The sequence below is a fragment of the Bacillus sp. LQ01 genome, from assembly GCF_057624735.1.
Map to the genome: position 1 here is coordinate 1,056,800 of NZ_JBYEZL010000002.1, position 21,305 is coordinate 1,078,104.

At 32.4% G+C, this 21,305-nt stretch carries 18 protein-coding genes; 13 read left to right on the forward strand and 5 right to left on the reverse strand.

Going from position 1 to position 21,305, the window contains the following annotated elements:
- The first annotated feature begins 322 nt into the window (after nt 1-322).
- Nucleotides 323-3,106 carry a dynamin family protein gene (locus AC22L0_RS17915; RefSeq protein ID WP_087967643.1) on the forward strand — a complete coding sequence of 928 codons (2,784 nt, stop codon included), beginning with the start codon at nt 323-325 and terminating at the stop codon, nt 3,104-3,106.
- A gap of 46 nt (nt 3,107-3,152) precedes the next feature.
- Here the strand turns inward: AC22L0_RS17915 and AC22L0_RS17920 are convergent, their stop codons facing one another.
- From AC22L0_RS17920 to AC22L0_RS17930, 3 genes are all read right to left on the reverse strand, one after another.
- A complete protein-coding gene (locus tag AC22L0_RS17920; protein WP_087967645.1) occupies nt 3,153-5,072 on the reverse strand; it encodes an LTA synthase family protein in 1,920 nt (639 codons plus the stop codon).
- A gap of 503 nt (nt 5,073-5,575) precedes the next feature.
- Nucleotides 5,576-6,913: an NAD(P)/FAD-dependent oxidoreductase gene (locus tag AC22L0_RS17925; RefSeq protein WP_087967647.1), complete on the reverse strand. Its 1,338-nt coding sequence runs from the start codon at nt 6,911-6,913 to the stop codon at nt 5,576-5,578.
- Nucleotides 6,914-7,178: 265 nt separating this feature from the next.
- Nucleotides 7,179-7,976: a cell wall hydrolase gene (locus AC22L0_RS17930; protein ID WP_000771174.1), complete on the reverse strand. Its 798-nt coding sequence runs from the start codon at nt 7,974-7,976 to the stop codon at nt 7,179-7,181.
- Between the two features lie 290 nt (nt 7,977-8,266).
- Here AC22L0_RS17930 and AC22L0_RS17935 point away from each other — a divergent pair, with 290 nt between their 5' ends.
- From AC22L0_RS17935 to AC22L0_RS17975, 9 genes are all read left to right on the forward strand, one after another.
- On the forward strand, nt 8,267-10,108 hold the full coding sequence (locus AC22L0_RS17935) for a S8 family peptidase (RefSeq protein ID WP_087967649.1): 1,842 nt from the start codon (nt 8,267-8,269) through the stop codon (nt 10,106-10,108).
- Nucleotides 10,109-10,287: 179 nt separating this feature from the next.
- Nucleotides 10,288-11,277, forward strand: coding sequence for a phosphatidylinositol diacylglycerol-lyase (gene plcA, locus AC22L0_RS17940; protein WP_087967651.1), 990 nt, complete (start codon nt 10,288-10,290; stop codon nt 11,275-11,277).
- 191 nt (nt 11,278-11,468) lie between these two features.
- A complete protein-coding gene (locus AC22L0_RS17945; RefSeq protein WP_084064022.1) occupies nt 11,469-12,878 on the forward strand; it encodes a glycoside hydrolase family 1 protein in 1,410 nt (469 codons plus the stop codon).
- A 30-nt stretch (nt 12,879-12,908) separates the two neighbouring features.
- Entirely contained in the window at nt 12,909-13,616 is a 708-nt protein-coding gene (locus AC22L0_RS17950; RefSeq protein ID WP_087967654.1) for a GntR family transcriptional regulator, read from the forward strand.
- Nucleotides 13,617-13,835: 219 nt separating this feature from the next.
- Nucleotides 13,836-14,027: a hypothetical protein gene (locus tag AC22L0_RS17955; protein WP_087967656.1), complete on the forward strand. Its 192-nt coding sequence runs from the start codon at nt 13,836-13,838 to the stop codon at nt 14,025-14,027.
- Nucleotides 14,028-14,213: 186 nt separating this feature from the next.
- On the forward strand, nt 14,214-15,647 hold the full coding sequence (pdxR, locus tag AC22L0_RS17960) for a MocR-like pyridoxine biosynthesis transcription factor PdxR (protein WP_000454966.1): 1,434 nt from the start codon (nt 14,214-14,216) through the stop codon (nt 15,645-15,647).
- A 33-nt stretch (nt 15,648-15,680) separates the two neighbouring features.
- Entirely contained in the window at nt 15,681-16,037 is a 357-nt protein-coding gene (locus AC22L0_RS17965) for a CidA/LrgA family holin-like protein (RefSeq protein WP_000878485.1), read from the forward strand.
- A gap of 23 nt (nt 16,038-16,060) precedes the next feature.
- The gene (locus tag AC22L0_RS17970; protein ID WP_000242946.1) at nt 16,061-16,732 is read left to right on the forward strand and encodes an LrgB family protein; all 672 of its coding nucleotides are present in this window, start codon (nt 16,061-16,063) and stop codon (nt 16,730-16,732) included.
- A gap of 20 nt (nt 16,733-16,752) precedes the next feature.
- Nucleotides 16,753-17,178: a YfmQ family protein gene (locus AC22L0_RS17975; protein WP_000214645.1), complete on the forward strand. Its 426-nt coding sequence runs from the start codon at nt 16,753-16,755 to the stop codon at nt 17,176-17,178.
- Between the two features lie 22 nt (nt 17,179-17,200).
- On the opposite strand, the gene AC22L0_RS17980 is transcribed toward AC22L0_RS17975, so the two are convergent.
- The gene (locus AC22L0_RS17980; RefSeq protein ID WP_033667178.1) at nt 17,201-17,602 is read right to left on the reverse strand and encodes a CBO0543 family protein; all 402 of its coding nucleotides are present in this window, start codon (nt 17,600-17,602) and stop codon (nt 17,201-17,203) included.
- Nucleotides 17,577-18,755: a DUF2515 domain-containing protein gene (locus AC22L0_RS17985; protein ID WP_000376162.1), complete on the reverse strand. Its 1,179-nt coding sequence runs from the start codon at nt 18,753-18,755 to the stop codon at nt 17,577-17,579. The genes AC22L0_RS17980 and AC22L0_RS17985 overlap by 26 nt, the downstream gene beginning before the upstream one ends.
- Before the next feature lie 302 nt (nt 18,756-19,057).
- Between AC22L0_RS17985 and AC22L0_RS17990 the strand changes: the two genes are divergently transcribed.
- The 3 genes from AC22L0_RS17990 to AC22L0_RS18000 are packed head-to-tail and all read left to right on the forward strand — an operon-like array spanning nt 19,058 to nt 21,299.
- Nucleotides 19,058-20,044: a UDP-N-acetylglucosamine 4,6-dehydratase family protein gene (locus AC22L0_RS17990; RefSeq protein ID WP_000932591.1), complete on the forward strand. Its 987-nt coding sequence runs from the start codon at nt 19,058-19,060 to the stop codon at nt 20,042-20,044.
- Nucleotides 20,041-20,952, forward strand: coding sequence for an SDR family oxidoreductase (locus tag AC22L0_RS17995; RefSeq protein WP_087967660.1), 912 nt, complete (start codon nt 20,041-20,043; stop codon nt 20,950-20,952). Before AC22L0_RS17990 ends, AC22L0_RS17995 begins: the two co-directional genes overlap by 4 nt.
- Nucleotides 20,949-21,299 carry a DUF6572 domain-containing protein gene (locus AC22L0_RS18000; protein ID WP_002101267.1) on the forward strand — a complete coding sequence of 117 codons (351 nt, stop codon included), beginning with the start codon at nt 20,949-20,951 and terminating at the stop codon, nt 21,297-21,299. The genes AC22L0_RS17995 and AC22L0_RS18000 overlap by 4 nt, the downstream gene beginning before the upstream one ends.
- Nucleotides 21,300-21,305: the final 6 nt, after the last annotated feature.

Below are 21,305 nucleotides of genomic sequence, written 5' to 3' on the forward strand. Positions count from 1 at the left end.
TTTTTGTTTAACAGCACAGTGAATTGTGCATATAAATTCATTATAGATTGTTTTTATAATATGGTTTATATGGGGTTTTCCTGATAATATAATGTGGAATATTATAGTGTTATTAGGTTATTAGGAACATTTAATGCTGTTTCATAACTGAAAGGGAATTGAAAAAAAACTGAAACTTTTCTCATAAAAATTCAATCTAACTTGAAAAATGAAAGGAAAATGAAATTTTCCAAAAGATATTCTTTGTTAAGATAAAAAGCATACATACAAAAAGCATTGACATATCTTAAAAATTTATTTTCAAGATATAGTGGGGGAAAAGATGAGATTAGAAAAACAATTAATAAAAAAGATGTATTATGAAACGTTCCTAATGGAGAATGAAACAAAACCAACTCTTGACGTACTTGGACAAGCTTATGTAAACGAAGAAAAAAATGAGATTTCTGATGGGTCTTATATTCGTTTTGCACAAGGTGAATTTTATTATCGTCATCAAGATTTTGAAGCAGCTATTTTTAAATGGGAGAAGGTTAGTAATGAATTAGCACCATGGGCACAAAAAAATATTGCGGATGCTTATTTCGAACTTAATCAATTACCATATGCTGAAAATATTTATACTTCCATTACTACTGATAATAAAATATTGATGACCGAAATTAGATTACAATTACTTTCTCTTTACATTGAGCAAAATAATTTTGATTCAGCTTTCGGTGTTATTAAAGAAGCAGTTTCTTTAAATCCTGATTATCCGAACGTCACAAAAATTGCCCGTTCCTTTTATGAGGAACAGCAAGATTTTGATAGTGCAGTAGAGCTTGCTGTGAATGAGTTAATTCGAATAGAGTCGTATCCGTGGTTTGAGGTGTTAAAAGGATATATCGATAAAGGGTTTACTAAACATATTTCACCAGACTATTTTTATGATGCATTAGCTACATTAAATAATGTAGATCAAGTACAATTTACACAAATGGTTTCATCACTTTGGAACAGTTATAAAGATGAACCAAATTATTTATTATGGCTTAATACAATAAATGAATTTTTCTTACATATTGAAATACATTCGTCCGATATATGGAACAAAGTTTCTGCTCTTTACGAAGAAACGTACTTTACATTAATTCAAGGTCAATATACGCTTAGACAATTAGACGATATCATACCAAATCTGTTAGCAAACTGGTTAAAGGTAGTCAATCCATCTTATGCTGTATTTCCATCTGCAGCTGTATTGGCATGGGATGAGATTTTCCCTTCCAAAATAGATTCAGCAAATATAGAACATGCGGAAAACTTACTGTCACATTCTATTAATCATGTAAATGGCTTAGAGTACAGCTTACACCTTTTTGAATCTATTACACAGTGGGCACAAAAGCAGAATATAGAAATAGGTCACCGATTTAAATGGTTAGTTGACGAGCTCGCAGATTTAAGAACAAATCGTATTTTAGTAACGGGAACTTCAGGGAACGGAAAAACTACATTTATTAACTCTATATTAGGAGAAAATATATTAGAAAAATCAATTTCAAATGTAGTAGTTTTAAAAAATGATGCTCATATAGAAATAAACGCTATAACAGACTCAGCAATTACAACAACGGAAGATGTCTCTGATTACCATAATATGATGTCTCAGCACCATCAAACATATAGAGATAGAGCGTGTGTTGAATTTAAATTACCATGCAGATTTTTAAATGAAAATAAACTTACATTTGTAGTGACACCTGGCTTTAATAGGAATAACGACACTAGAGATGAAATATTCGAATATTTAAATTCTGTAGACGAATTACTATTCGTATTGAATGCGGATTCACCTTTTACTGATAAAGAACGTGACATTCTATTAAGTATTCAAGAACATACGCCAAATTTACAAATTCATTTCTTACTAAATAAAATCGATAACATTTACAGTGAAGCAGAAGTGAAAAGGGTATTACATGATACGGCAACGAGAATAAACACATATTTCCCGCATGCGAGAATTTTCCCTTATTCTTCGTTATATACAAGTAGTCAACAATTAAATGATTTAACTGAGTTTATTCATTTTAACTTTAATCATAAACATATAGATGCAGAACGTACTGAAAAGTTATTATATTTCATTCGAAAAACAATTACATATCTTTTGGATAAACGTGTTGAGAAAGAAAACAATCTAGTGGATGCTATTAATTGGAATGAAGATATGCTAGTGAAACTAAACGGTAGCATTAATAACCTTACTGCATTTGAAAGGGAAAAAATTCATTTCATTACACAATCATATCGTTCAATGAAGACTGAAATTACAAATGATCTTACCGAAAATATTCCGAAGATATTAAAGAGCTGTTCTAATTTAATTAGTGAAGAAAGTGATTTCGGGCACATGGATACGGAACTAAATAAAGCAATGAATGAAAGAGTGCATAAATATTTAGAACAAACTGTATTACCTAATCTTGCTCTTTCTATGCAAAATTGGATTGCAACTTCTAATAATGAGCTTCTTCAAAGTCAAACGTATTTAGAAGAACTTAGTGAAGGGCTTAATTCACTATTTGGAGAAAATAAAATACAGTTAGAATGTGACTTTAAAGTGCTTGATGACTGGCGCAGAGATACTGACAGGATGACGACTAGAATACAAATGGATGAAGTAAATATTTTACGTCGATTTACGCCAGCACAATTTTTACTAAAAAGTGCCGGTAAATTATTTGGAGTTCTTCCTAAAAATAAATCTATGCTATATAACAAATATAAACAGTATGTAGAAAATGAAGATTATACTGAAGTAACGGCTTCTATTATGAAGAAATTTTTCTTGCAATTTGAGCTGTTTGAAAACACACAAGAGAGGGATATTCATATATTCTTTAGGAATCCATTTAACTCCTTAAAGCAAGCTGTAGAAAATACGCAATTAGAAATACAAGAAAAACAAGAGATGTTACATAAAATGAAATCAAATCCTGAAGTTTATCATGATTCTATCATGCTCTTTGAATTGAGATTGCGTCAATGTGAAGTAATTTTAAATATAGGTAATGATAATACCTATACAGATGTAGCTTTAGAAACAAGTGTAGAATAAAAGTAAAAAGGAGCAACTGTAATAAGTTGCTCCTTTTTCATATAGATTATTTTTCTATTTCTTTAATTTTAGTTTGTACTTCGCCAGTTTTAATTTTATTGCTTTCTGAGAAACGTAATAAATCGCCTTCAATAATTTTGTCAGACATTCGTAATTCATTTTGTGCACGTTTAATGAGGGCTTGAGCTTCTTTTTTTGGTAAATCTACAATTTCACCTGTTATACGGTCGTAGAAAGTGTTGTTTTTGTATGCATACTTATCTGTAACGAAGCTACCATCACGTAAAACAACAAAGCCAGTATATTCATCTGAAAACATATCATGGCCAAAACGGATATCATTCGTAGAATCAACACCTAATAAATTTAGAATCGTAGGTTTCATATCGATTTGTCCCGTAGGCTTTGAAATAGTTTGACCTTCTGTTTGTCCAGGAATATGAATATATAAAGGTGTACGTTGTAAATTTAAAGTATCAAATTCTGTTATTTGATCTTTTTCTAAAAACTGTGCCATTGCACGATTATGTTTTTCGGAAATTCCATAATGATCACCGTATAATACAATAATAGAATTATCGTAAAGCCCCTCGGCCTTTAGACGTTCAATAAATTTTTTAATGGATTCGTCTAAGTAACGTGCTGTTACGATGTAACGATCAAATACGCCATTACCAGAGTTGTATGGTTCAATGAATTTTGTATCTTCATCATACGTAAATGGATAATGGTTTGTTAAAGTAAGGAAACGAGCATAGAATGGTTGATTAACAGTTTTTAATATATCTACTGATTGATCAAAGTATTCGATATCTTTTAATCCCCAATTTAAATTTGTTTCTGGTGTGATTTTGTAATCAAGTTCATTATAGTAACGGTCATAACCAAGAGCGGAGTACATAATATTACGATTCCAAAATGTTGCGTTATTCGCGTGAAATACAGAAGTGAAATAACCTTGTTGACGTAAAATTTCTGGAGTTGCAGTATAATCATTGTTACCGTGTGTGAAGAATACAGCTCCTCGATTTAATGGATACAACGACGTATCGATTAGAAATTCTGAATCGGATGTTTTCCCTTGACCAGTTTGATGGAAAAAGTTATCAAAGTAATAACTTTCATTTATGAATTCATTTAGGAATGGTGTAACTTCTTGCCCGTTCACTGATGCGCCTATTAAGAAGGTCTGCAAGGATTCAAGAGTGACGACAATTACGTTTTTTCCTTTCGCTGCACCAAACATATTAGGGTTTGGCTCGCTTTGATTTGCTTTTACGTAGTTTTCAGTTTCTTGTAATTTACTACTATCAGCAAGTGCTTTTTGTGACCCAGCTTTTACTTGCAGTGTTAAGTCATATACTTGGTGAGTATATAAGCCTAAATTTTTGACAAGCATGACTCGGTCGAATGATCTCGTTAATAATTCGGGGCGCTCTTTTTCTGCAAGATGTAGATTCGCAAAGAATACACCAATTGTTAAAAGAAAGTATAACAAGCGCGTAGAATGAGTTACACGTTCTGTTTTAAAGACCAATGATTTCTTTTTTAATAAAATAAAGAAGAAAACAATGTCTACGAATGCGAGTATAATTTTGTAGTTTAATATTTCTATAATACTGCCGCCTAATTGGCCAAAGTTTGAGGTTTGTCCAAGTACTGGTAATGTAACGAAATCACTATAAAAATCATAGAACATTACATTTCCAACAAGCACGATTGTTAATAAGAAATTAATACAGAGCGCTATATAATTTCGCTTTTCACCAGTTGCAAATAATGCTAATCCAACAAATGCTAATGATGCGGCTAGAGGGCTAATAAACAAAATAAGCTCTTGCGTTGAAGACTCGATTTTTAAATCAAAACTGAATCGCGTAATAAGATATGTTTTTAACCATACTGCTAAAGCCATTATTATAACAAAACTTATATTTTGCATTTGTAAATTTATTTTGTTCTTCATTTTTACACCTTCTTTATATAATTTATTTAACTAAAGTTATATATTATGTTTTTATAACTATTAGACTGTAATGAACCATTTAGACTTTGTTTTCTAAAGGGAATAATTTGAAGTATTCATATATATACAATGGGGATTTTTAAAGCGTAGTAGCATAAATATAACTCTTTTTTGAGAAACAGGCAGAAAAAGTCATAGTTGTAGTGAAATTGACTTATAGACATCCTACCATATTAAACACTATGATGATGTTACAAAATATCGAACAAATAAAAGTGAAAATGGATAGAGACTTTTAAAACTGTTGACATTCAATTTATTAGAATTGAATGCCAATCGTTTTAAATATACAGTTATATTACATATGTATTTTGTAAAATCCCGATTTTTTGTCGGTTAATTATTAGCAGGGAAGGATAGGGGTTTTATTAATATAATTTTACTATATATAAGTAAAGTGTTTTGAAATTGAAAATATTTGACTGACATTTTAATGATAGAAATTAAATGTCAGATAAGTACTTTCCAACATACAGACCACTTGCAGCTGCTTGAGATAATGAATGCGTAATGCCTGAACAATCTCCAATTAAAAATAGCCCATGTATACTAGTTTCAAAATGATTATTAATTTTTATCGTAGGAGCATAGAATTTTCCATCAATTCCATATAGTAAAGTATGTTGATCGATAGGCTCTTGTATAAATTGTTCTAAACGTAATAAAAATTCTTTGAGCCCTTCAATATATAATTGAGGGATTTCTTGATTCAAATCTCCATAATCCCCCTGTAGTGTAGGCTGTATACGATTATGCTCCATGCTGTTTTCCACCGTAGGTTGTTTCTTTAGTAAGTCCTCTAAGCGCTGTATAACAATCCGATCTCGTCCTTGGTTAATGCCTTCAATAATTGAACTTGCGTATGCATTTGCTTCTTTGAGAGTTGGAAAATAGCGAGGAATAAATAAAGTGAAATTTAAGTTAGAAGTGCCAGTTCCTTGTTCCCGAAAATTTTGACCGTCAGGCATAACTAAACCTTCTTCGTACTTTCGAATGATGCGGCCTTGTGGATTCATACAGTAAGTAGTTGCTGTGAAATGCTCACCTTGATAAGAAAGTTTTGTTTCAAAAGTATCTTTTAATATAGAACGTAATTGATGTTCTTTCATTTCTACTCTAATTCCTAAATCTACACGTGTTTGCTCCTGAGAAATATTTAGGGAACTGCATATTTCTTTTAACCAATCGGCCCCAGAGCGCCCAGTTGCAAATACAAGTTGCTTAGTTTGAACTGTTCCTTGATTTGTCTCTATTGTAAAATGATCTTCCTGTTTCAGAATATGTTGTACATCTATATGAAATTGGATCTTTATTTTCGTCAGTAAAAATTCATAGAGCTGCTGAAAAATGTTACTGGAAAGTGTAGTACCAAGATGTCTTACTTCTGTTGTTAGCATTTGTAAACCACACGCTTCAGCTCTCTTAGTGAGACTTGAATTTTCAGTAGAATATTTTGAAACCGAACTTCCACCAAACTGACATAGAATTTCATCTACTTCAGCCATGAGTTGTATAAAACCCTCTTTACCGACTTTTTTCTCAAGTTCTCCGCCAAATCCGTTTGTATAATTAAATTTCCCTTCAGATTTTCCTAAACCACCAAACCCGAAATATTTATCACATGTAGTACAATTACACACTTTTCCTTCGTCTAAAGGACAATGGCGATCTTCTAGCGCTTTACCTTTATCAAGAATTAAAACTTTTTTGTTACTTTTAGCTAGTGAATAAGCCATAAAAATGCTACTTACTCCAGCGCCGATAATTGTAACATCATACATATTCTTCCACCTGCTAACGAATAGTTTGTTTTTTATTTTTCTAGTGTATAACAATTTTATGAAGTTAAGAAATAGCTTTTATTAATAAAGTGGGAGTTTTTGAACTTGATGCTTTATTAATTTCTACGAGTGGTGGAGTAAATACAAAAATTTTTATTTGAAAGAAGAAATAGTTTAAAAAATAACTATGTCATATGATTAATAACATCTTACATAGAAAAAAACAGACCTTTTAAGTGAAGAGGTCTGTTAATGATTTTAAATCTTATTTAGCAAACACATGATTACCAATTACTGCTACTGTCTGACGTGTCGTAATCCACTTGTCTGTTGATGTTTTTGGATTGTAGAAATAAAGCCAGTCAGAATGTACTCCATTTGTGGAGATAGCCTCTTCTACAGCCATTTTTGCTTCTGCGCTTGCAGGCTGATTAATTCTTCCATCTGTAACAGGAGTAAATGCATATCCGTATTTAATAGGTTCATAAATAACGCCTGTTATTGTATTTGGAAAACCTTTTGCATTTACACGATTTAGTATAACTTTCGCTACTGCTACTTTTCCTTTATAGGATTCGCCACCTGCTTCAGCGGTAACTAAGCGTGCCATTAAGTCTTTTTCTTTTTGTGAAATGCTTGAGTTGATTTTTAAATGTTGTCCTGTATAAAGCTTGTTTCCGACTGTATTGTTAATTTGTTTTATAGATTGGACAGTGACATTGTAACGCCTTGCTATCGTTTCTAATGAATCTCCCGGTTGTACTTGATAAATAATTTGTCCAGAAATGTTCGCAGGCTTGGCGTTTTGAGGAACAGTGATTTCATTTGATTTCACGGACCCTGGAATATGTAACTGTTCGCCAATAAAGGTTTGATCGTTTCCTTTATTATTAGCCTGTTTAATGGATTGTATTGAAACTCCGTATTGTTTACTAATGCCCCAAAGTGTATCGTTCTTTTTTACTGTATGAATGGTAGAAGCTTCAGCTGTGCTTTGACTACATACGAATGTAATTGCAGCTGCAGATAAAGGGATTATATGTTTTAGTTTTAGTAATTTCATTGTAAATCCTCCTAACAAAAAATTAAGGTGAAACTATTAAGTAATGTAGTTTGAATGTATATATGCGTAATATATTAATGTAAGTATATAAGCACATATAAAATAAATAATCACTATAAGTTTCATATTCGTGTAGTGTAGAGTCCGAATATGAAATATTGCATATGAAAATACATTGAAGTTCATATTTCTGATTACTATAATCTATTTAGTAGAAAGGGAATATGTTATAGAAATAAAATCATTATAGATTAATATAATGATTAATTATTAATAGGAGGATTAATGTAATGAAAATATTTCAAAAAATGTGTGCGTCAACTGTAATCATTACAACACTTTTAGGAACAGGAGGTACTATTAATAGTGTACATGCTGATTCTATAGAACAGCAGATTAAATCAGGGATAGAACAAGAAACAGATAAGCAAATTATTGTGAAATTTAAAGCGGATTTGGATTTGCCATATGAAGATGGTATTGAAAAACAAATACAATCTCAAACGAATGATAAAGTAATAAAAGATCTTTTGACAGAATATCCAGATGCAACATTTACTCGTTTATTCACATCTGTAAGCCCGGAACAAATACAAAACCTTGAAGTGAAAGCACCTAATCATGTATCTACAAGTTTATTAAACTACTATATTCTTCAAAATCAAAATAGTGGGTATGAAGAAGAAATAGTAGATAAGTTAAAGGCATCGTCTTTAATAGAAGATGCGTATATGAAGAAACAAGAGAAAATAATGCCACCTGAAGTGCAATCATCAAGTGTAGCTCTTAATCCTAGTAACAATCCTAGATTTAAAAAACAAGGTTATCTTGAAGCGGCCCCATACGGTATTAATGCGCCTTTCGCCTGGGGAATTCAAGGCGGTAATGGAAATGGTATCACTTTTGTTGATATGGAATACGGATGGTTATTAAATCATGAGGATTTATTACATCAAAAAATTGAGTTAATGTCTGGAAGAAATATAGATCAGCATGTCGGTCATGGGACGTCTGTACTAGGAATTGTATCCTCTGAGGACAATGAAGTTGGGAATATTGGGATTGCGCCAAAAGCGAAAGCAAAGGTTATCTCTCAAATAAGAGATAATGGACACTATAATACGGCTGATGCAATATTAAGCGCTGTAAATCAGTTAGAAGCTGGGGATGTTTTATTGTTAGAGGCACAAGCATCTTTCGATGGATATGGTGATAAATATTTACCTGTTGAAGTACAACCAGATATCTTTGATGCAATTCGTGCTGGTACAGATAAAGGGATTGTAATTATAGAGGCCGGAGCAAATGGGTGGAATGATTTAGACCAGTTCAAAGATAGAAAAGGTAAGCAAGTCTTAAATCGTAATAGTAAAGATTTTAAAGATTCGGGTGCAATTATGGTAGGAGCTGGCTCTTCATCTTTCCCTCATGAACGTATGTGGTTTTCGAATTATGGAAGCCGTATTGATGTGTACGGATGGGGAGAAAATGTAGATACAACTACAGCCGAGCAAAGTAGAAGTGCTGTAAATCTTTATACTTCAAGCTTTAGCGGAACATCTAGTGCTTCGCCAATTATTGCTGGGGCAGCGACTTTAGTACAAAGCATTGCTAAAGAAAATTTAGGACAACCATATAGACCTAGTGAACTAAGAGCAATATTAAGTAACCAGAGCACAGGAACAAAATCTAAAGATCCATATGCAGATAAAATTGGTGTTTTACCAGATTTGAAGTCTATACTAGCAAACTTAGGCTATGAACAAAGAAAACCAAACGGTGGGAATGAATTACAAGTAACAGAAAATGAACCAAATAATGAGCCTAGACAGGCAAATAAAGTTAACTTTCATACACCGGTGAAAGGAACGCTACATAATAGTGATAGAGTAGATGTATTTACTTTCCAAATTGATTCGCCGGAAAATATTAATATTTCTCTACTAAATGAACAAAATATTGGAATGACATGGGTACTTCATCATGAATCAGATTTAAATAACTATGTAGCATATGGTGAAAATGAAGGCAATGTAGTTAAAGGAACTTATAATGCAAAGCCAGGTAAATATTATTTATACGTCTATAAATATGAGAATAAAAATGGTTCATACGTATTGAACATAAAATAAGTAAAAGGAACTTCAGATGAAGTTCCTTTAAATTTTTCTAATTTAGTATATGTGAATGATTTTTTAACTTTACTTCTATGCAATATTTCATATTGATGAAATGTTATTTATTTTTTCTGAGCTAGCTTATATTATATTCAATAAGTTTGATATAAAAACAGAAAGAGAGAGGGATAATAATGAGCAATAAGAAGTTAATTTTGAAATTATTCATATGTAGTACAATATTTATCACATTTGTATTTGCTTTACATGATAAGAGAGTAGTTGCAGCTAGCTCTGTTAATGAGTTTGAAAATTTGTCAAAATGGATGCAACCTATACCTGATAATATCCCGTTAGCACGAATTTCAATTCCAGGAACACACGATAGTGGGACGTTCAAGTTGCAAAATCCGATTAAGCAAGTATGGGGAATGACGCAAGAATATGATTTTCGCTATCAAATGGACCATGGAGCTCGCATTTTTGATATAAGAGGACGTTTAACAGATGATAATACGATAGTTCTTCATCATGGGCCATTATATCTTTACGTAACACTGCATGAATTCATAAATGAAGCGAAACAATTTTTAAAAGATAACCCGAGTGAAACAATTATTATGTCTTTAAAAAAAGAGTATGAGGATATGAAAGGGGCAGAAGATTCATTTAGTAGCACGTTTGAAAAAAAATATTTTGTTAATCCTATTTTTTTAAAAACAGAAGGAAATATAAAGCTTGGAGATGCTCGTGGGAAAATTGTACTACTAAAAAGATATAGTGGTAGTAATGAACCTGGAGGATATAATAATTTTTATTGGCCAGATAATGAGACGTTTACCACAACTGTAAACCAAAATGCAAATGTAACAGTACAAGATAAATATAAAGTGAGCTATGATGAGAAAGTAAAATCTATTAAAGATACGATGGATGAAACGATGAACAATAGCGAGGATTTAAATCATCTATATATTAATTTTACAAGCTTGTCTTCTGGTGGTACAGCATGGAATAGTCCATATTACTATGCCTCTTATATAAATCCTGAAATTGCAAACTATATAAAACAAAAGAATCCTTTGAGAGTGGGCTGGGTAATTCAAGACTACATAAATGAAAAGTGGTCACCATTATTGTATCAAGAAGTTATAAGAGCGAATAAGTCATTAATAAAAGAATAAAGATGATGAGAGTAAGAAGCGATAAAATATATCGCTTCTTTTTCTTTTCCAATAACCAACAATATAAATTGTACTTTTATAATAGAAAAAAATAAAAACATAAGATATAATCATACATATAAAATTTGTACCTATAAATTTTATATGTATGATTGAATTTGATTTGTTGTAATGAAATGGAGGTATATACTATGAAGTTTCCACATGATTTTTTATTCGGAGCTGCTTCAGCTTCTTATCAAGTAGAAGGTGCATGGAATGAAGATGGAAAAGGTGTTACGAATTGGGACGAGTTTTCAAAAATTCCTGGCAAAACATACAATGGAACAAATGGTGATGTAGCTGTTGATCATTATCATCGATATAAGGAAGATGTTCGCTTAATGGCTGAGATGGGATTAGAATCGTATCGTTTTTCTATTTCTTGGGCGAGAATATTGCCGACTGGAGATGGAAAGGTAAATGAAAAAGGGATTGAATTTTATAACAACTTAATTGATGAATGTTTAAAATACGGGATTGTGCCGTTTGTCACTTTATATCATTGGGATTTACCATTACCGTTAGAAAAAGATGGTGGATGGACGAATAAAAGAACAGCAGAGGCTTTCGTAAAATATGCAGAAACTTGTTTTAAGGCATTTGGTGACAGAGTTAAGCATTGGATTACTTTTAATGAGACCGTAATGTTTTGTGGATTAGGTTATTTAAAAGGTGCACATCCACCAGGAATACAAAATGATGTTCCAAAGTATTTTCAAGCTACTCATTATGTATTTTATGCACACGCGAAAACAGTTGCGGTGTACAAGCAGCTGAAACAATATGGTGAAATTGGGATTACACATGTTTTCTTACCAGCTTATAGTGTGGATGATCAAAAAGAAAATATACAAGCAGCAAATCATGCGAATGAATATGAAACGTATTGGTATTATGATCCAATTTTAAAAGGCGAGTATCCGTCTTATGTTGTACAACAATTAAAGGAAAAAGGATGGACTCCTAATTGGACGGTTGAAGAATTAGAAATCATTAAACAAAATGCAGAAGAAAATGATTTTATTGGCTTGAATTATTATCAACCAATACGAGTAGAAAGATATGATATGGATATAAAGAGTGAGGAACATTCTCGAGAAAACTCAACGCTTGCTCCAGGTAACTCTTCTTTTGATGGTTTTTATCGAACAGTTAAAATGGATGATAAAACATATACAAAATGGGGATGGGAAATATCTCCCGAAGGTTTCTTAGAGGGATTGCATATGTTGAAAACGCGTTACGGTGACATAAAGATGTATGTAACGGAAAATGGACTTGGTGATGAAGATCCGATCATTGACGGAGAAATTGTAGATGTTCCGAGAATTAAATTTATTGAAGCGCATTTAAAAGTAATGAAGCGTGCAATTGAAGAGGGAATTAACTTAAAAGGTTATTATGCATGGTCAGTGATTGATCTTTTAAGTTGGTTAAATGGATATAAAAAGCAATATGGCTTTATTTTTGTCGATCATAATGATAACTTAAAACGTAAGAAGAAACTTTCGTTTCATTGGTATAAACGTGTGATCGAAACGAGAGGGGAAGAGTTATAACAGATAAAAGAGTATTTTAGGAGAAAGTGTATGAGTGCAAAGTATAAACAAATTGCAGATGTGTTAGAGCAAAACATTCGAGATGGGCTTTTTAATGAAACGAAAAAACTACCTACAGAAGAAGCGTTGATGAATCTATTTGAAGTAAGCCGTAATACGATACGTAAAGTAATTAGTCAGCTTGTGAATAGAGGTTATATTTTTCAAGTGCAAGGTAGTGGCATGTTTTTACGCGAAACTTCTGTAACAGATTACATTAATTTAGGAAGTTTACGTGGATTAACGAAAAATCTTGTTTCACAAAATATTGAAACGAAAGTGTTAGAGCTTGAAGTAATAGATGCGGACGAAGAGATAGCAAAGCAGATGCAATGCGAAGCTGGAACTAGGTTGTATTTTTTGAAGCGCTTAAGAATTGTAGATGCTAAACCATTCTCTATTGAAGTAAGTTATTTCAAAAAGGATATTATTCCATATTTGAACGAAGAAATAGCATTAAGCTCTGTATACAGTTATTTCATTGAAGATTTACGATTAAATATTGGTTTTGCTGATAAAGTTATTAGTTGTGAAAAAGTAAATAAAGAAAATGCACAGCTTTTAGAATTAAATGAAGGTGATCCGGCGCTTCTTATTGAAAATACAGTGTATCTTGTAAATGGAACAATTTTTGAGTTATCTCAGTCGATGTTTCATTATGAAAAGGCGAAACTTTTAAATCGAATTAATTTTAAATGAAAAATTATTGTGTGAAAAAAGCAACTGGTCCTAAGTGATCAGTTGCTTTTTATTTTTTAAGTGGATGAGCAAAAAAACACGAAAGTGGTTGGTCCGCTTTTTGCAAACATCTATTATGATAAGAGAAGAAAGGTAGTATGTTATCAACGTTTTAAAGAGGAAGGTTTTTATGTAAGTTCTTTAATTAAAATAGATGGGTCTTAGAGAGGTGAAAAGACAATGAGTTTTGCAATTTCACTAGTCGTTATTATTGTAATTGTATCACTATTTGGGACTGTACTAGTTGCAAGAAACGTGGAGGAGAATTACAGTAAGTCTACAAAAAGAAATGTGAAAAACTTATCTGCAATCTATATTCTTCTTCTTTTTGTTCTACTAGTTGGGGTAACATGGTATGCGGTAATGATTTAATAGTTTGTAAAAGAACTGAAATGAGAGTATGAAGTTGGAATTTCAGAAGCTATTGAGTAATCAGAAAGAGAACCATTTTGGATATATCCATTTATGGATAAGAAAATGTGACTAATTAATACTATTTTTACGGTGAATACTGTTAGTAAAAAATGAGGATAGTTCGTTTTGAAAGGAGGGAACTATATGGAATGGAAACCAAATCGTGCAGATAAGACACCTGTATATAAACAAATTGCAGATTATATTGAAAGAGGCATTTCTTCAGGCGAATTTCCTTCTGATAGTAAGTTACCTTCTGAGCGTATGTTAGCAAAGGAATTACAGGTGAACCGGAGTACAATAGTAGCTGCGTATGAAGAATTAAAATCACTTGGAGTAGTAGAACGGCAAAAGGGAAGCGGAACACGGGTCAATACAGACATATGGGGTGTCTCACATAAACGAATACCGAACTGGGGTAGGTACGTGGAGGATGGATCGTTCTTACCTAACGTACCACTCGTTCAACAAATTCGAACGGAAACACAAAAAGATGATTTAATTAATTTAGCAAGTGGTGAACTGTCACCAGAATTAATTCCAAGTGATAGATTTCGAACAATTTTGTCGGAGAAAACATTTATGGAAAACCTCGGTTATGACCATCCACTTGGAAATGAGATGTTGAGAAAAACAATTGCAGCACATGTTCAGCAATATAAACAAATTGAAGCAGATTCAAGCTCTATTCTTATTACGTCAGGAGCACAACAGGCGCTTAATCTTATCGTTCAATGTTTATTAAAACCTGGCGATGCGATCGCGATTGAAGATCCTTCGTATTGTTTTTCGCTTCCAATGTTTAAATCGGCCGGTTTAAACATATTTCATTTACCTGTTGATGAGCATGGAATGAATCCAGATGACTTAATCGATTTGCACAAAAAGCATCGCATTCGTATGGTGTTTTTGAATCCAGATTATCAGAATCCGACGGGTACTGTGCTTTCATTAGCGAGACGTAAAAAAATTTTAGAACTGTCTTCTGAGTTCGGTATACCAATTGTAGAAGATGATCCGTATAGTTTAATTTCTTTTAATGGAGAAGTGAACCCAACATTAAAATCAATGGACCAAAATGGAAATGTTCTTTATATAAGTTCACTATCAAAAATTGTTGCATCAGGATTACGTATTGGATGGGTAATTGGTCCTACACGCGTAATTGAGCGTTTAGCAGATGCAAAGCAACAAGTTGATTTTGGCCATAGTGTATTTACGCAGTGGGTAGCAAATCAATTTTTAGAATCAAAGGATTTCCATACACATATTACGATACTTCGTGGACAATTGAAGCAAAGAAGAGATGAATTAATTGCAGAGCTTGAAGGAACATTGGGAGAACGAGTTGAATGTTTCGTGCCAGAGGGTGGAATACATGTATGGTGTAAAGTAACAGGAAAGTTTGATGAATATCACTTATTAGGTGAATCTATACGGAATGGTGTCGCATTTGTTCCGGGCAGTGTTTTAGGTTCGAAAAATGAATATATACGATTTACGTTTGGTAGAGCGAATATAGAACAAATTCAACTTGGAATTAAACGGTTTGCCGACACGCTAAATGAGATTTCATAATATGGATGTGTGATAGTGAAATGAGGGAAAGAAATGAAGTACGTGACGCTTTTACTTCAAGTAGGCGTGCTATATGTATTTAGCCTAGTGGGTACGTGGATTCAGGAAATATTCCATCTATCAATACCGGGGAATTTAATAGGGATGTTAATACTGTTCCTGCTCCTTTCCACTCGCGTTTTACCGTTAAAATGGTTTGAGTTAGGTTCGGAAAAGTTAATCGTATTTTTACCGTTATTTTTAATCCCTTCGACAACAGGGCTCATGGAATACGGGTCTTTTCTTTTCAGTAAGGGAAGTATTATATTCCTTTTAGTAGTTGCAAGTACTGTAGTAACTTTGATTGTTTCAGGGTATATAAGTCAATTATTAGTCACATCAAAAAAATAAAATCGACAAGGTGCACGATTCAAATGGTCTTAATTATTATTACTGTAGCAATTTATTTCTTGGCGACAAAGCTATATAAAAAATTTACGTTTGCATTTACGTTACCAGTGTTAACAGTTACGGCAATTATGATTTGTTTATTTTTGATTTTTGGTATTTCTCATCATGAGTATAGGGAAAATGGGGGAAACATTCTTTCAAGCTTATTGAGCCCTGCAATTGTAGCATTGGCCATACCTCTATTTAAAGAGCGAAAGATACTGATGAAAAATTTTTCATCGATACTAATCGGAGTAGTGATAGGTATAGTGGCTGTAACGAGCATGAATGTAGTGATTGGCGGAATTTTAAATATAGATAAGGAACTTATATTAACTACTTTACCACAGGTAGCGACAATGCCAATTGCCCTTTCAATAGCGGATCAAATTGGTGGTATTCCATCTATGACTTCTAGTTTTGTAGTTGTTGCAGGAATAACAGGTGCTATGATCGGACCAACAGTACTTAAGTTTTTCCGTATAACAAGTACGATTGGAAAAGGAGTTGGAATGGGCTGTGCATCACATATTATCGGTGTGAGTCGTTTAGTGAAAGAAGGCGAGAAAGAAGCGACTATCGGTTCGGTAACGATGATTGTAACTGGAATACTTATTAGTATACTAATACCGTATGGAACGAAATTTATTTTTTAAATGTAATGGAGATGATAACAATGACAACATGGTTTATAGTTACATTATTTGTTTTTGGAGCTATTAAAGTATTAGTTTCTAGCATGCCCACTTCTGTTGTAGAATCAATTATTAGTAGATTTGAATTGCATCAAAAGCTTGAGGCGGAAAATACTTCTATATCGATAGATGGAAAAAATATAGAGGGAGAAATGAAACTACAAGTTATTCATGAATTTAATGAGGCGTTGTTTTTAGATAAACATTATTTCCCGCCGCACGGAGAAGGGACACCAATAGTCATTGATACGAAGAAAGGGAGTAAAGAGATTAGATTTTCGCTATATAGCTATGAGGAACATGTTGATGTCATTAAGCAATATAAGAAGAAAGTCGTTGCCTATCGTTTACGCTCTAAAAGCCTTCAAACATTGACACCATTAGTAATAACGGAAGAGTATGCTTAAGAAGAGACCTATAATGGTCTCTTTATTTTTTTATCCAATTATATACGTTCCAAATAAAAGAATGAAAAATTATATAACCAAATAAAGAATATGTATGGTTCCAATTCGCACTATGTACAAATAAACCTAAACTTTCAGCAATCTGTTCAAAAAGGCTAGCACAAATACCGATTGAAATAATAAATGAAATTCTAGAAACTTTAGATAATTTTTTTGAAATGTGTATAAAGATAACTGTTAAAATCGGCAGTACGAACAATGTAAAAGCTATATTAACCGAAAATGTGGATGAGAAGGGCCTAGCCGGAAAGGAATATATTTGTTTATGAACAAAAAAGGCATCTAAGCAAGTTGCAATAATAGAAGAGAGAAAGATTGTAACTACTAATGCTAGAAACTCATTCTTCTTCTCGGAGGAGGACATTTTTCTTTGCGAGAATGGCGATTTCAATTTTTTCGAGTGTTTTGCAGTAGTCTTCTGTAATTTGTCCATTTATATTTTCCTCCTTATCAACTAAGTAATTTACAACTTGCCAATCGGTAAACCAATCTTCACTGTCAACTTCTTCATGCTTCATATCTCGCCATGCATAGATGAGTGCAGGGCTGTATATACGATAAGCGCCATTTCGTAACTGGCATTTCTTAATTCGGCGCTTATAAAACTCACGGGAAAAAGATTCATTTACACTTGAAAATAAATGGGGCCAGTAATCTTTCCTAGATCCTGTATGTGGATGGTGTTGAGCCCAGCTTATTATTTGAGATAAAACATGTGTATCTCGAAATAATAATGAGTACAATCTTTTTCCAATTAATATCCGTTCATGTAAGGAAGTGAAATGTTTCATTGTATCACCAAATAGTAATACTTTTTGTTTCTTATCATTTTCGTAGAATGGGAAAAGGATATGATTAAACTGAAAGAAATCAAAGAGTTTAAATCCAATACTATTTAGTACAGTCTTTTTAAATTGTACATTTTGAATTACTCTTTTTTCTAAGTAGTTTTGTTCATTAATAATAGTTGCAATTGCTAAAGTTTTTTTGTTACCTGTTTTCCAAAAATGGTTCCACATCGTTTCCATAAATGTAGAAACATTTAGGTGAGGGAGAAGGTGAAATAACTTTTGTGATCTCTTTACACTTTGTTCGTAAAGTAAAAATTGAGGGTATACATCTTGGAAAATAAGCCAATTCCCTCTTTCTAAAAAAGAAAAAAATATGAATTGATCTTTCTCTGATAAAATTCTCGTATATAAATCGCCCTTTAAATCAGTCATATTCCAACCGCCGTTACGTGATACCATATGCCCAAGCAGTGCCCAATGTATTTCTGGATATTGAATGTAAAATTGGTAGTATGCGCGTGTTCTTGTAACATTATTTTTATTTAGTTGTTCTGTTTGTATTTTTATTTTGTTGATGATGAGTTGTTCTTCTTTCGTTAATTTATACATGGTGTCAGAAGGAATAAGTTTGCTTTTTTGTTTCAATTCATTTTTTACGTCGAATAGGGAGAGAGGCAGTGCTTTGGAAGGTCCGTTATATGTATGATTTGAATTGCTTCGGTCCATTCCGTTACCTCCCTTTTTCATAAATTTAAATATGATTATTGGCTATGAATCATTCTATTTATTTTATTACGAGTATAAGAAATAAATGAGCGGTGTTTTTTTACAAGGAATTTATTTATCATGCAAACGGTATAAAAAATCTTACTGTTGTGAGATGAAATGAAAAACAGAAACTACGTTTAATAGTTTCTGTTTTTTTATTTTGTCAATTAAATGTAACAAACGACGATTATGATTTGAATCAATTGAAAATAATTCAATAAATATTATTTAAATTGAGATGTTTCGTAGGAGGAAGAAGAATGTTAAATAAAATAATTTTAATTACTGGTGGTACAGGTTCGTGGGGGCATGAACTTATAAAACAACTATTAGAAAAATCACCGAAAGAAATTAGAATTTTTTCAAGAAATGAAACGGTTCAGTTTGAAATGCAGCAACAGTTTATAAATGATGATAGGTTAAAATTTATTATTGGAGATATTCGTGATAAAGATCAACTAGTCTATGCTTGCCAAGGTGTACATTATGTGTTCCATCTTGCAGCTTTAAAACATGTTCCAGTATGTGAGTATTATCCTTATGAAGCTATAAAAACCAATATACATGGTACGCAAAATGTAATTGAAGCCTCTATACAGATGCAAGTTGAAAAAGTTATATATGTTTCAACGGATAAAGCAGCTGATCCATCAAATACGTATGGGATGACAAAAGCAATTGGTGAAAAATTAATGGTTCATGCGAATATACAAACGAAGAAAACAAAATTCATTTGTGTTCGTGGTGGAAATGTTTTAGGAACGAGTGGAAGTGTAGTACCACTTTTTAAACAACAAATTAAAAAATCTTCACAAGTAGGGATTACCGATGCGAATATGACTAGATTTTTCTTAACAGTTGAAGATGCTGTTGGGTTGTTATTTAAAGCCGTATCTCAAGGTAGAGGCGGGGAAATCTTTGTTATGAAAATGCCGGCATGTAAAATAACAGATTTAGCAGAAGTATTAATTGAAGATTCCGGAAAAGAAAATGTTAAGGTAAAAGAGGTAGGGATAAGACCGGGTGAAAAATTAAGTGAAATGCTTCTATCTGAGGTAGAGAGTAAAACAAGTATAAGTTTTGATCAAAATTATTTTGTGGTACTACCGACTATTCCTATACAAGGACTTCAACAATATTATTCAAGCTATCCTCTAGTGGATGTGAAGAGTTTTAGTTCTCAACAAGATTTACTTGCAAAACATGAGGTGAAACAAATGCTATTAAAAGGAGGGTTTTTGCGATGAAAAAAAATGCGAGCCTTTTAATAACTGGTGCAAATGGTTTCACAGGACGCCATGCTTGCCACTATTTTTTACAGCAGGGCTTTCATGTAATTCCTATGTTTCAAAATTGTGCATATGGAGAAAAAATTAGAAATGGTATTACTTGTAATTTAACTAATAAGAGCGAAGTAATGAAGGTAATGAAACAAATAAAGCCAGACTACGTATTGCATTTAGCAGGAAGGAATTCGGTTATAGAATCTTGGACAGCTGCCCTTGAATATATAGAGGTTAATGTAATAGGAACATTATATTTATTAGAAGCAATTAAGCAAGAAGCCTCGCATTGTAGAACATTAGTTATAGGATCTGCTTTGCAAGCAGATAGTATGAACGAAATAAAAATTTCAAATCCATATAGTTTAAGTAAAACGATGCAAGTTATTATTGCAGAGGCTTGGGGAGGATTAATGGATTCAAATATTATCATTGCAAAGCCCTCAAACTTAATTGGTCCAGGGGAATCGAATGGCATTTGTTCGATTCTCGCAAAGAAAATGATAGATATAGAATCAGGTAGAAGTAAAGCCATTATTGAAGTAAACAGTTTGAAAGATAGTAGAGATTTTCTAGATGTACGTGATGCGATTAAAGCGTATCATGTGTTATTACGAGATGGAATAAATGGAAAACAATATAATATCGGATCAGGAGTAAAACGATCTTTGTTAAATGTACTAGAACAATATAAAGAATTAACACAGCTAAATTTTTTTATAGAGGAAACAGAGAAAAGTGGGAGCGACTCAAATGAGAGTTTAGCAATAGAGGAAATAAAAAGGTTAGGTTGGATCCCAGAAATTGAATTTCATCAATCATTAAAAGATGTACTTGAGTATGCGAAGTGTAGTGACATCTGCATGCAATGAAAAACAAAAAAGGGTGTAAGAAATATATGAATGATTATGAAATAATAGATAATCAAAATACGCTATTTCTTTCAATTGTTGATGCGTTGGATTGGAGAGATGAAGAAGCGCATGTATTGCGTCTTTATGAGGCAATACATAAATATCAAGCGTATGTAGAAGAAAAAAGGGTTAATCAAATAAAGTCAGCATTAGAGACGGAAACTAGATATGTGATTCAAATCTTTGCTCAATACGAGTGTAGTGAGTATGGAAATGATTTTTATGAACTCATTAAAGATCTTTTACAAGATATAGAGGTGGAGTTAAAGATTTATATAAAAAATAATAATTTTATTTACATTTAAAAGGTA

Bases quoted from the DNA above. Each gene is read 5' to 3' on its own strand.
- AC22L0_RS17915 (WP_087967643.1), top strand. From the start codon at position 323: ATGAGATTAGAAAAACAATTAATAAAAAAGATGTATTATGAAACGTTC.
- AC22L0_RS17920 (WP_087967645.1), bottom strand. From the start codon at position 5,072: ATGAAGAACAAAATAAATTTACAAATGCAAAATATAAGTTTTGTTATA.
- AC22L0_RS17925 (WP_087967647.1), bottom strand. From the start codon at position 6,913: ATGTATGATGTTACAATTATCGGCGCTGGAGTAAGTAGCATTTTTATG.
- AC22L0_RS17930 (WP_000771174.1), bottom strand. From the start codon at position 7,976: ATGAAATTACTAAAACTAAAACATATAATCCCTTTATCTGCAGCTGCA.
- AC22L0_RS17935 (WP_087967649.1), top strand. From the start codon at position 8,267: ATGAAAATATTTCAAAAAATGTGTGCGTCAACTGTAATCATTACAACA.
- plcA (WP_087967651.1), top strand. From the start codon at position 10,288: ATGAGCAATAAGAAGTTAATTTTGAAATTATTCATATGTAGTACAATA.
- AC22L0_RS17945 (WP_084064022.1), top strand. From the start codon at position 11,469: ATGAAGTTTCCACATGATTTTTTATTCGGAGCTGCTTCAGCTTCTTAT.
- AC22L0_RS17950 (WP_087967654.1), top strand. From the start codon at position 12,909: ATGAGTGCAAAGTATAAACAAATTGCAGATGTGTTAGAGCAAAACATT.
- AC22L0_RS17955 (WP_087967656.1), top strand. From the start codon at position 13,836: ATGAGTTTTGCAATTTCACTAGTCGTTATTATTGTAATTGTATCACTA.
- pdxR (WP_000454966.1), top strand. From the start codon at position 14,214: ATGGAATGGAAACCAAATCGTGCAGATAAGACACCTGTATATAAACAA.
- AC22L0_RS17965 (WP_000878485.1), top strand. From the start codon at position 15,681: ATGAAGTACGTGACGCTTTTACTTCAAGTAGGCGTGCTATATGTATTT.
- AC22L0_RS17970 (WP_000242946.1), top strand. From the start codon at position 16,061: ATGGTCTTAATTATTATTACTGTAGCAATTTATTTCTTGGCGACAAAG.
- AC22L0_RS17975 (WP_000214645.1), top strand. From the start codon at position 16,753: ATGACAACATGGTTTATAGTTACATTATTTGTTTTTGGAGCTATTAAA.
- AC22L0_RS17980 (WP_033667178.1), bottom strand. From the start codon at position 17,602: ATGTCCTCCTCCGAGAAGAAGAATGAGTTTCTAGCATTAGTAGTTACA.
- AC22L0_RS17985 (WP_000376162.1), bottom strand. From the start codon at position 18,755: ATGGACCGAAGCAATTCAAATCATACATATAACGGACCTTCCAAAGCA.
- AC22L0_RS17990 (WP_000932591.1), top strand. From the start codon at position 19,058: ATGTTAAATAAAATAATTTTAATTACTGGTGGTACAGGTTCGTGGGGG.
- AC22L0_RS17995 (WP_087967660.1), top strand. From the start codon at position 20,041: ATGAAAAAAAATGCGAGCCTTTTAATAACTGGTGCAAATGGTTTCACA.
- AC22L0_RS18000 (WP_002101267.1), top strand. From the start codon at position 20,949: ATGAAAAACAAAAAAGGGTGTAAGAAATATATGAATGATTATGAAATA.